The sequence below is a fragment of the Deltaproteobacteria bacterium genome (assembly GCA_026388545.1).
In the GTDB taxonomy this organism is placed as follows: Bacteria; Desulfobacterota; Syntrophia; order Syntrophales; family UBA2185; genus JAPLJS01.
Genome location: JAPLJS010000069.1, coordinates 1 through 10,501 on the forward strand (window position 1 = coordinate 1; position 10,501 = coordinate 10,501).

Annotated in this window: 12 protein-coding genes; 5 read left to right on the forward strand and 7 right to left on the reverse strand. The window is 46.2% G+C overall.

The window, feature by feature from the left end:
• Positions 1–206: 206 nt before the first annotated feature.
• The 3 genes from NTW12_07685 to NTW12_07695 all read right to left on the reverse strand — a co-directional run bounded on the left by NTW12_07685 (position 207) and on the right by NTW12_07695 (position 3,724).
• On the reverse strand, positions 207–1,520 hold the full coding sequence (locus tag NTW12_07685) for a radical SAM protein (protein ID MCX5846222.1): 1,314 nt from the start codon (positions 1,518–1,520) through the stop codon (positions 207–209).
• Between the two features lie 160 nt (positions 1,521–1,680).
• On the reverse strand, positions 1,681–2,964 hold the full coding sequence (locus NTW12_07690; protein ID MCX5846223.1) for a PAS domain S-box protein: 1,284 nt from the start codon (positions 2,962–2,964) through the stop codon (positions 1,681–1,683).
• A gap of 118 nt (positions 2,965–3,082) precedes the next feature.
• On the reverse strand, positions 3,083–3,724 hold the full coding sequence (locus NTW12_07695; GenBank protein ID MCX5846224.1) for a hypothetical protein: 642 nt from the start codon (positions 3,722–3,724) through the stop codon (positions 3,083–3,085).
• Positions 3,725–3,897: 173 nt separating this feature from the next.
• Here NTW12_07695 and NTW12_07700 point away from each other — a divergent pair, with 173 nt between their 5' ends.
• The 3 genes from NTW12_07700 to NTW12_07710 all read left to right on the forward strand — a co-directional run bounded on the left by NTW12_07700 (position 3,898) and on the right by NTW12_07710 (position 6,083).
• A complete protein-coding gene (locus NTW12_07700) occupies positions 3,898–4,446 on the forward strand; it encodes a DUF2846 domain-containing protein (GenBank protein ID MCX5846225.1) in 549 nt (182 codons plus the stop codon).
• Between the two features lie 227 nt (positions 4,447–4,673).
• Positions 4,674–5,078: a hypothetical protein gene (locus tag NTW12_07705; GenBank protein ID MCX5846226.1), complete on the forward strand. Its 405-nt coding sequence runs from the start codon at positions 4,674–4,676 to the stop codon at positions 5,076–5,078.
• A 9-nt stretch (positions 5,079–5,087) separates the two neighbouring features.
• Positions 5,088–6,083, forward strand: a complete 996-nt coding sequence (locus tag NTW12_07710; GenBank protein MCX5846227.1) for a BtrH N-terminal domain-containing protein — start codon at positions 5,088–5,090, stop codon at positions 6,081–6,083.
• A gap of 432 nt (positions 6,084–6,515) precedes the next feature.
• Here the strand turns inward: NTW12_07710 and NTW12_07715 are convergent, their stop codons facing one another.
• Positions 6,516–6,848, reverse strand: a complete 333-nt coding sequence (locus NTW12_07715; GenBank protein ID MCX5846228.1) for a DUF4404 family protein — start codon at positions 6,846–6,848, stop codon at positions 6,516–6,518.
• A 383-nt stretch (positions 6,849–7,231) separates the two neighbouring features.
• Between NTW12_07715 and NTW12_07720 the strand changes: the two genes are divergently transcribed.
• Together NTW12_07720 and pssA are read left to right on the forward strand one after the other, a co-directional pair.
• Positions 7,232–7,534 (forward strand): hypothetical protein, encoded by a 303-nt coding sequence (locus tag NTW12_07720; GenBank protein ID MCX5846229.1) that lies wholly within the window; start codon positions 7,232–7,234, stop codon positions 7,532–7,534.
• Between the two features lie 266 nt (positions 7,535–7,800).
• Positions 7,801–8,541, forward strand: a complete 741-nt coding sequence (gene pssA, locus NTW12_07725; GenBank protein ID MCX5846230.1) for a CDP-diacylglycerol--serine O-phosphatidyltransferase — start codon at positions 7,801–7,803, stop codon at positions 8,539–8,541.
• 11 nt (positions 8,542–8,552) lie between these two features.
• Here pssA and NTW12_07730 read toward each other — a convergent pair whose 3' ends face one another.
• From NTW12_07730 to NTW12_07740, 3 genes are all read right to left on the reverse strand, one after another.
• Positions 8,553–9,647: a hypothetical protein gene (locus tag NTW12_07730; GenBank protein MCX5846231.1), complete on the reverse strand. Its 1,095-nt coding sequence runs from the start codon at positions 9,645–9,647 to the stop codon at positions 8,553–8,555.
• Between the two features lie 344 nt (positions 9,648–9,991).
• Entirely contained in the window at positions 9,992–10,297 is a 306-nt protein-coding gene (locus NTW12_07735) for a HigA family addiction module antitoxin (protein MCX5846232.1), read from the reverse strand.
• 12 nt (positions 10,298–10,309) lie between these two features.
• Positions 10,310–10,501, reverse strand: a 192-nt coding sequence (locus NTW12_07740) for a type II toxin-antitoxin system RelE/ParE family toxin (GenBank protein ID MCX5846233.1), incomplete at its 5' end; no start/stop codon positions are given.

Here is a 10,501-nt window from a genome sequence, read left to right on the forward strand (position 1 = left end):
TCTGGTATTTGTACTTTCATATCAGTAGCTTATAGCATAAATCACAGATAAAAACAACCAAATCCTACAACTTTCTTCAGTTTTCAAAGAGCAGTATCAATGTTTACGCGGGTTTCAGCCTGCATTTTTCAGGACGAACTAAATAGACTCCCTTTTACGCAAGTAAAAAAAAGTACATCGGTGAATGATGATCATAGGCCGATATGTCAGGAAGATACATGAGCCCTCGGGGCCCTTCCATGCAGCCGCTTCAGCAGTTCCGAAAAAGTCTCATAAAATTCCTGTTCAGGAATGGCTGTGGGAACAACCGCGTTCGTGAACGTGTAAAAATCCAGATCGTGAATGACGATCCGTTCTTTCATCGTCTTATGGAGGGGTGTGCCGGGAATGGGGGTGAGAACAGAGAGGATAGGGATTTGAATCCCGTTTGCCGCAATGAACTGTTCCAGATGTGCAAAATCATCCTCCGTATAATCCGGAGAAACGATGAAATCCCCCACAATGAGCATGTCCAACTCATGCAGGAGTTCAATAGATTGAGGGATGTCTTGAGCCCTGTACTTCTTGTTATAAGACGCTATCCTCCGGTCCTCCATATCTTCGAATCCAACCACTACCGCATGAAGACCGGCCTCTTTCCAATCCTTCAGCAAATCATAATGACGGATAATCGTGTCCGCCCGTACATCGGCGATGAATCGCTTTTGGATGCCCGCGTTTTTTATCTTACTACAGAGATCCTTCGACTCGGCAGGATTACCGAAAGTATTCGCATCCACCATACGGATAAAGGGGATATCACCCAACAGGCGGATGTCCCTGATTACGGAATCCGGAGAGTGGACAAGGTATTTTCCCCCTGTTATTCCCGGAATGGTGCAGAAAGAGCAAGTGTGCGTGCAACCATATGCGGTAATAACGAATCCCATCTTCATTCCCAGTTTTTCCAAAACATAGTGCTCTCTGTACCTCTCCACAAGGTCATAACGGGGCGCGCAATGCTCTACCAGATCGTGCAGTCCATAGTCTCTCGGCGTGTATGAAAGGGGAGATCCGGGTGAGGTCTTTGCAACACCGGGAATCGCCGTACCGTTATCCCCCTTTTGAATATGGTTTATCAGTTCGCTGAAGCTTCTTTTTCCAATGCCGATGACGATGAAGTCAATCTCTTCCCTGTTGAAATATGAAGGATCACATGTGGCGTGATTCCCCCCGACAACCACGACGGGATGACTCTTCTCCCTTATTTTCCGGGCATAGTGAAGCACCGAGTTGGCCTCGCAAGTGACCGCCGTAAAGCCGATCACTTCAGGACGGAAATCTTCGATAATCTTCCATAAGGAGTCTTCCTGTTCGCACTTCATATCGATGATCATCAGGTCATGTTCCGTCAGTGCCCCGGCAATTACCTCGAGACTGAAGGGTTCTCCCCTGAATATCTGTTTGATTGATGTCACCCCGTATTTCTCTTCCGGAATGCTCCGTCCGGAATTAGGCGGATTGACGAGAAGAATTTTCATGACAAGACAAACCCAGGAAAATGATTGATTTATGCTATAGAAACATTTCCGGTGATTGCTATCAGATAGGAGCATTTGTGTCAATGACAAAGAATCCTATCATGCTTCACCAATCGTCCTTAACAATGCATCCTTAATCCTTTCCATGAGTGTTCATTTTTCAAGCAAGGGACGACAGATAGGAACGGAGATTATGCTTTTTTGTCAGGCCCAGTTTATGTCTGATTTGATAGCGGTATACATTGACCGCACTATCGGAAACACTGAGAAATGACGCGATCTCTTTCGTAGCTTTTCCCTCCTTGACAAGATTGGCGACCTGCACTTCTCTCTTGGTAAGATTCAAATATTTCACCGACAATTTCTGGGCAAAGGGAGATACAATGTCTATCAGATTCGATTCAAGAACATTGACATACGACATGCCCTTCAGGTCCACATGGTTTTTCAATTTTTCCATATGGGGGAGAATAAGTACCTTGATGTTCGACAGCACCTTTTGTTCAAGTTCACTTTTATCCCCCTCTCTCTGCTTCAGCAAAACTCTTAAGGCCGCGTTCAGGTCTTCAAGTTCATGGGTCTTGGCCTCAAGCTCCTGCTCCCTTTTTTCCAGCGCCTCCTCCGCCTCCTTGCGTTCGGTAATGTCCCGGATCGACTCAATGGCGCCCACAATTTCCCCCTTGCTATTATAAAGGGGGGTTGCCTTTGCCCAGATAAAGGCCCTCCTCGACTTTAAAGGAACCCATTTTTGTACAATCAGAAGATCCTTCTGTTTCTCGAGGATAGAATAATAACTCCGCTCAATTTCCTCATCCGGTTTCAGAACCAGGTCCAGCAAGATGGGTCTTCGTACACCATAAAACGGCAGGGCATATTCATAGTCTCCTTTCCCCAGCATTTCTGGAGCATTAACCCCCGTCATTACCTCTATGGCACGATTCCAGGCGATAACCTTTCCACGCCGGTCGATGGCAAGGGTTGCATCAGGGAGAAAATCAATAATGTCTACCAGGCGTCTCTCTGATTCTCGACGGGCCTCTTCCACCCGTTTGTATTCCGTGATATCCATAGAGTTTCCCAGAATGGCAGGTCTGCCCTTGTAAATAATGGGTGTAATTGTCTCCATGATCCAGTGGATTTCACCGTTTCTGCCGATGACCCTGAATTCATAAGGAGAAGAGCGTCTCCCTTTAAGCATGTCGATGGCGCCCTTCCTCTGTATCTCCTTGTCTTCCGGGTGAACAATAGAGTTTGATTTTGTGCCTATCAGATCTTCCGGTGTGTAACCGGCGTATGAAGCGGCGTTGGGATTAGCCGATTGAAACAGCCCATCCTGCAATACATAGATACCAACAAGAGAGCGTTCCGTTAAGGTTTGGAAAAGCTGCTCACCCTCTCGCAGTTTTTCTAAATCACCTTTGTCATGAATGGTTTCTTTCTTCATTTTTTCAACCGTCTCCTGTTCCTTTCGGGTTCTGTTGTCATAATGCGTCCACCTGATGTTTAAAAATATCATCCGGTTATTTGGATTGCAAGGCCCCCCTCTTCTTATGAATCAACATCTATTTCTTGAGCAACAATGCTTTTAGGTATTCCAGCACGGGTGAAAGGTTTTCCGGTTTCACCTCATCAAAATCCTCACTCATGAACTTTCTCAAGGCCTCATCCTTTTCTACCATCCGGCCAATGGCAATGAGAAGCTTATCAAAGAAACCGATATCCTTACTCAATATCCTTCCGCGAAGGGGAAAGTATTTTATTTCTTTCCGTATATCCTCCGGAAAACTACTGTTGAAGATTTTCAGGATGTTGGGGTGCTGGGGGGGTGTGCCCGACGTTGTAAATAAAACCACTTTTCCCCCCTTGACGGCATTCCAGGTTTCGACGATCAGCGGAGCAATGACAATCCGGCCCATTCTGACAGAACCGCCAAAGACAATCACGTCGTATTCGGCAAATTCAGGTTTATCTCCCTTATCCACATCTACTATTTCACTGGGAATATCTTTATGGATCCAGTCAGCATACTGTCTCGTGCTTCCATACTTGCTCTGATATACAATCAGCACCCTGGGACTGCATGCCTCATCCAAGCCGCTATAGGTTTTGACAGCGGAAGTTTCACTGACCGGCGCGTGTGTACAGGTAGTAGCGCAAAAGCAAGCCAGTAAAATGGCCAGCAGCATGGACCATCGATTCATCATGTTGAAACCAGTTCCCTTCCGTGTAACCCTTATTTGCCTTTCTCTACTTGGCTCATATCATGCAAATAAAACTATTAAAGTCAAGATAAATAGTTAATCTCACTTGACATAATGATAACTTTCCGTTAAAGAAAGTACACTAGTGGAATTAATTTAATCTTAAGGGGGAAAACATGAGAAGAATACTAATAGTAGCGCTTTGTATCTTTTTGCTGTCAGGTTGTGCTGCAACGAGTATGGTTGCGCCCGATCGTAAACCTGATCTTACGTCTCGGCCTGATACGGCCACCCTTGTAATCATTCGCGATACATTTATGGGTACTGCCATCGTATTTTGGAACTATTTAGATGGAAAGTTTATAGGGGAAACCAAAGGTAAAACGTATTTTGTTACCAATGTTAAACCGGGACCGCACTATGTCGTTGTCGCAACTGAAAACACAGCGGTTGCGAATCTCGACTTTCAGCCAGGGAAGACATATTATCTCCGTGAGGGCGTTACTATGGGATTGTGGCGCGCCCGCACATCCGGCTTCTCGCCATTGAATCCTCAGGACGCAATGGAAGCCATTAATAATTGCACATATTGGGAGTATGATCCGAAAAAAGGCGGCGAAGACATGGATCCGAAGTTATACCAGCAGGCAATCGCGGATTACCATACAGAAATAAAACAAAACCCGGAAGGATTCAAGAATATGCTTGAATATAAGGGATATTAGTCTTTAGAGTTACAGTTCATAATTCCCATCAACTATGGGAATAAACCACTTTACGCCGTTTCCCTAAAGCTCGACAAAGTAATAATAGACATGGGTGTATGCCGATTCCGGATGTCGGCATACACCCATATATTTCGGTCATTTCTTCTTGACACATAACTCACTCCTATCTATAGTTCCCCATCGAAAAAGCAATACCCTATTCAATAAATCCAACGTAAGTAATTATGAAGATATCTGAAGTACCGCAGGACGATGTAAAGACCATGCAGGGGGAGAAGAAGGCCGTATACGCCGTTGACGATCAAGGACGTTACGCCAAAATCACCACAAAGGGGTGGGAACCGGAAGAAATCGTCCTTAACCAGGTAATCGGCGAATTCGAGGAAAAGGCCAGGGGGGCCGCATCAAGGGTGAGAAACAACCAAACATCGCCGATAGAATACTTCATGTTCAAGAACTGGATGGACCCACTGACCCTCGCCCAGGCCATGGGTCTGTACCGCTGGCAGGTAAAGCGGCATCTCAAACCCGGCGTTTTCAAAAAACTTGACGATACGACACTGGCCGAGTACGCCCGTCTCTTCAGAGTATCTGTCGATGCGTTGAAGAATTTCCCCGGGGAGGATTAGATGGCGGAATTGAAGCCACTTGAACACAGGCAATACGCCCATTGTGAAAGCGGTGTAGTATCCGCACTTTTGAGATGCCACGGTCTCGATCTTTCCGAACCCATGGTGTTCGGTATCACGGGCGGTCTTACCTTTGCTTTCATTCCCTTCATCAAGATCACCAACATGCCGGTGATATCGTATCGCATGATCCCCGGAGCGATCATCAAGGGGGCCGTAAAGAACCTTGACGTCAGATTCAATACCAGGAGGTATGGTGAAAAGGAGAAGGCTCTTACCGAACTCACGAATCTTGTCGACAGAGGTGAAATGGTCGGCCTCCAGACATCGGTGTACTGGCTGCCCTATTTCCCGCCGGAGATGCGTTTCCAGTTCAACGCGCATAATCTCATCGTCTACGGGAGAGAGGGGGAAGAGTTTCTCGTCAGCGACCCCGTTTTTGAACATCCCGTCCGGATCAAGGCAGAAGACCTGCAGAACGCCCGTTTCGCCAGGGGAACCCTTGCCCCGAAGGGTTTCATGTACTATCCTGTTTGGGTCAATCCTTCTATCGATTTGAATGAAGCGATACGGAAAGCCATAAAGCGAACGGTACACATGATGCTCTATGCCCCCGTCCCCTTCATCGGCGTTAAGGGTATCCATTATCTGGGCAGAAGGATTGAAAGGCTAAATACCCGCGAAGACCTGAAGTACGTCCGCCTCTTCCTCGGCCATATCGTGAGGATGCAGGAGGAAATAGGCACGGGAGGGGGTGGCTTCCGCTTCATGTATGCGGCCTTCCTCCAGGAAGCGGGGCATCTAATCGGATCTACCCGACTGGAGGAGGCATCACGGATGATGACAGAGGCAGGCGATATGTGGCGCCAGTTTGCATTAGCCTGCGCCAGGGCCTGCAAAAGCAAGACGGCGGACTTTGATGTGAGAGAAATCGCTCAGCTGGTGCAAAAGTGCGCCACACAGGAGAAGCTTGTCTACTCCCTTCTCAAATCGATGAAACGGTAATTTAAATACGCCAATCAATACCTCTCTATTTCAATAACCGCGTAATATCCACAGAAAGGTCAAGAGCAAGGTTTCCCCAAACTCACACCCTCTTCAAAAAGTTTTCCAAAACAAATATTTACCGTCCGCGAAAAAATACCGTGGTTCCCACGATTCTTAATTACACCTACAAAGCCTTACAACAGGTTTATTATATAACATGAGCATTACTGATTACTATACGTAACAAAATGATGATTGACAGTTAAGAGTCTGACGGTCATTATCTTTCTGTTTTTCCTATTGATTTAGGAACAGAGCGGTCAGTGATGCCGATCACGAGACTTTATCTATGGATTAGAAGGTTGTCATGGACAACAGATTGAGGCGGGCAATCGTAAATTTCAGGAGCAGATGAACAACCACACGGGATAGGTGGCCGGAGCATGGACTCTATATTCCCAGATTAGAGAACATCGTGCAGAAGGTATTGATAATCTCCACTAGCCTTGGATGAGATGTTTCGAAGCCCTGAACCGATGAGGCCAGACCTTCAATCGACAAATTGAGGAGCGCCGGATTTTTTTCACTGCGTGTGGCTTCGCGGGCTGATAATTCGGCAAATCCTGTTATGCTTTCCGCCTGCTCATAGTGAGTCTGGGAAAGGTCAGCAATTTCCGTCCTCAGAGTCGTCAGGAGGGTCAACAGCTCGGCTTTGTCACTCTCTTTGACCGCTTCGCTCTGCTTCAGCCTCTCTTCAATCTTGTCAAGATGATCCTGAATCATTTCCTTCCACCTTAATTCGCCTTCATTCCAAATGTCCCCCGAACCTCTCCGCCCCAGAGATAAAAGCATACGATGGGTGGCCTTGTGTGTCAATGAATTTTTGGGGGTCAGGTCACCTTAACTCTCCTTAAGGATTGTCTTTGTGATGGAAAGAACCGGAAGAGATCAGCAATCATACACTTATCTTTTCGCGTGTTTCGCTTTACCATACCTACCTGGTATGTGACTCTCATTTTATCAACATTACAGGTACATGAGAATCATGCAGCACCTTGAGAGCCATACCCCATATTTTGTGGCCGTTATTCCATTGACACACAAGACCACTTATCTTATATTTCTCCTACAAATAAGCAATCTCTTATCAATTAAAGGAGGAGAGCATGAAGAAATCCGGTTTTACATTCGCCGCCCTTGCTTTTTTCACGGCAGCCATCGTTCTGACGTCTGGTCTTGCGAACGCCCAGGGCGTGGGCCCCTCGGATGCCAGGGCGAAGGAAGCCTTCAAAACCATCCTGTCGTCCGCCGATACCAACAAGGACAGCAAGCTCAGCTTGCAGGAGTGCTATGCCATCTGGAAGGACAAAAAGATGGCCGAAAAGAATTGCAAGAACTGGGATGCCAACCGCGACGGGACCATCACCGAGGACGAGTACGTCAAGCAGTCGAAGAAGCTGATGAAATGACACCCGCCTTTCAAACCGAACTGAATGAACAACTCAAAAAATATGTAATATGTAATTTGGGGACAGCGTCCCCCATTAATCAGATTTTGTGGTCATTCTCCCTTGACACATAAATTTTCTATTCTTATACTTCCACAACAAAAAAAGAATTCTTATCAAACAAACCAAAGATATTTCAGCCGAAGCAGGAAAATATAATTGACTCATCACGTACAATGATGCAGTCTTAAGATAAAGAACAATACAGGATATTGTGGGGAGTGTGCATGAAGCATTTCAGTCTGAGCAAGGTTTGGATCCCCAATTCGTTTACTATGGGGAACCTTCTTTTTGGATTTATTGCCATAGTGAATGCATCTCAGGGAGAGTATGTTGTTGCGGGAATTTGTATTCTCTTTGCGGCACTCCTTGACGGATTTGATGGTCAGATTGCAAGGATGCTCCGTGTTACCAGCAAGATCGGAGAGCAGCTCGATTCCCTGGCTGATTGTGTGGCATTCGGCATAGCCCCGGGGTATCTTGCTTATTCAGCGTATCTTTCAAATGTATCATTCCCCCTGAACGAAACTAAGTATATCCCCCTGGGAATGTTTATAGCGGCCGCATTTCCTCTCTGCGCGGCCTATAGGCTTGCCCGGTTCAACGTGAGTCATGACAGCGATTCCTTTTCCGGCTTGCCATCACCTATAGCGGGTATAGTAATGGCGCTTGTGCCTATTGCTTTCAGCAACCCTGGAGACATAAGGAGTCACCTGCTGATTTTTGTGCCGGCATTCATTGCTGTTGCCCTCCTGATGGTTTCTACCGTAAAGTTCTCCAAGCCGCACGCTAAGGCGCTCAATAAAATTCACGGATTAAAGCTTATTCTGCTGATAGTGCTTATTGTACTGCTCTCAATTATGCTTAGAAAATGGCTGCTTTTTATTTTTATCGGATTGATCCTGATCTATATCTTTACAGGCCTGTACAGTTTTTTGATCCAGTTTATCCAGGACAGAAAATATTAGTATTCGGGGAGTTATATCCATCTCCAATTCAGGCCCCATTGATCCTGTCTGATTTGTTCATTTCTTCTTCTCCATATCAAAATTGCTGTATGCTGAGAGATACGAGGGTTCAATTGTACCGTTTCTGTAATATCTCCAGGAAGTGTGGTTCCATGGCATCCAGTTTCCCGATGATGGCTGTATCCTTTTGTATAGCCTTTCTCGGCCAGATACTGGTAGAATAATTTCAGCGCAGGCGGCCAATACAGGAACTCAAAGGGTTTGCATACAACTTTTCTCAGGAGGAAATCCTCGAAGAATTCAATAAAGTATCTATCCGGAACGGACTTGAGTAGAACTGTGTCATCGTGCATATACCTGTAGATGAAGGTGATGTAGATATCCAGACAGCTGGAATATTCATTCGGGGCATCTTCAAGTCCCTTGGCGATAAGCCACTTCTCAAACAGCTTCGGGCATTCATCTTCAATGGATAACGCCAATTCTTCGTATTCATCGTAGTCGCTACCCTTAACCATGTGCCTATCTAATTCCTCGATCTTTCCGATAAGCCGAAGATCTTCTTCATCCGGCGGGATTTCTTTATACACCTTGAACTTGATCCTGCCATAGTCGAAAGGAGCAATAGGATAGCTGACTTCTTTCCTCATATACATGAACATGGACGGAGGCGCCGGCTGGACATCCTCCGGAAACAGATGGGCTCGGCGCTCAACCATCGCATTGATGAAACGGTTCCTTTCTTCACCATCCAGGTTCAGGATGTTTTTTGCACCTGTTTTCACCCTGTCTATCCATCGTCGATACTCTTGTTGGTCATCCTTCTGCTTGCTGATTGCAAGGTTCCACAAGGAGGACACCAGTTCCATCGCTTTGTTCAGGTCTTTGATGTCTGACGCCCCTTTGTCCATGACCGGCTTTGCATACTCCATTATCGCCTGGGATGCAGATACGGTGATGAATCCCTTGGGCGCATCCATTTCTACAAGAGGCGGCCGTTCTATAAGTTGGACAGGCGATTTGGTCATACGGATCTGGCGCTTTTTCTTTGCTTTCTCTTTGGCCTTTGCCTGTCGTTTGGCCATTTCGTTCTTGTTTTTCTTCACATCACCCTCCCTATTGATATCTTTTCTGGTAGTCTGGATGCTTTCATTATATACGATTGGGCCTGCATGATCTATGAATTCCTTGACAAATGTTAACCTGCCTTCATGAATAGAACGTAAAGATCACCGGCGCGAGGAACGAGTGTCCGGTGGATTGATTTGTGTACATATGGCATGGGCGTTAACTGATGAGGTGAAAGTCACATGTATGCGACTCCTATCAATGGATAGAAATACTGACATAAATACCAGCAGAAGGCGAGGGTGGAATCGTGATATGATGTTTATTACCGACCGAAATCATGACTATTATCGGTAAATGCCTGAGTGCGGATAACCGGAAGTTATGATATTGCAATAGCAAGAGGACGAACTTGTCGCGCTACTTGGTCTGACAGGGTATCTTCCACCATATCCATGTCATATCGGCTTTGAAGGTTCAGCCAGTAACGCGGATTCTGCCCAAAATATCGGCCCAAACGCAGCGCAAGCTCGGCGGTTACCGGTCGTTTCCCGTTCACGACGTAATTGATACGCATGGCGGGTACACCAATATCTTTCGCAAGGCGATATTGCGACAACGCCAGCTCATCCAGTAACTCTTTTAGATATACACCGGGATGCACCGGTGGAATACGTTTCTTGACCATACCACACCTCCGCTAATGATAATCCTCTATTGCTACATCTTCTGCATGTCCGCCTAACCACTTAAAACAGATTCGCCATTGATTGTTAATGCGGATACTCCATTGTCCTTTACGATTCCCTTTTAAAACATCCAGCCGATTTGAGGGCGGAAACCGTAAATCCTGAATCTCAATGGCCGCATCAATGGCGTTCAGTTTCATGAA

What these genes read in the sequence shown, in the direction of transcription:
- NTW12_07685 (MCX5846222.1), bottom strand. Translation starts at nt 1,520, where the DNA reads ATGAAAATTCTTCTCGTCAATCCGCCTAATTCCGGACGGAGCATTCCG.
- NTW12_07690 (MCX5846223.1), bottom strand. Translation starts at nt 2,964, where the DNA reads ATGAAGAAAGAAACCATTCATGACAAAGGTGATTTAGAAAAACTGCGA.
- NTW12_07695 (MCX5846224.1), bottom strand. Translation starts at nt 3,724, where the DNA reads ATGATGAATCGATGGTCCATGCTGCTGGCCATTTTACTGGCTTGCTTT.
- NTW12_07700 (MCX5846225.1), top strand. Translation starts at nt 3,898, where the DNA reads ATGAGAAGAATACTAATAGTAGCGCTTTGTATCTTTTTGCTGTCAGGT.
- NTW12_07705 (MCX5846226.1), top strand. Translation starts at nt 4,674, where the DNA reads ATGAAGATATCTGAAGTACCGCAGGACGATGTAAAGACCATGCAGGGG.
- NTW12_07715 (MCX5846228.1), bottom strand. Translation starts at nt 6,848, where the DNA reads ATGATTCAGGATCATCTTGACAAGATTGAAGAGAGGCTGAAGCAGAGC.
- NTW12_07720 (MCX5846229.1), top strand. Translation starts at nt 7,232, where the DNA reads ATGAAGAAATCCGGTTTTACATTCGCCGCCCTTGCTTTTTTCACGGCA.
- pssA (MCX5846230.1), top strand. Translation starts at nt 7,801, where the DNA reads ATGAAGCATTTCAGTCTGAGCAAGGTTTGGATCCCCAATTCGTTTACT.
- NTW12_07735 (MCX5846232.1), bottom strand. Translation starts at nt 10,297, where the DNA reads ATGGTCAAGAAACGTATTCCACCGGTGCATCCCGGTGTATATCTAAAA.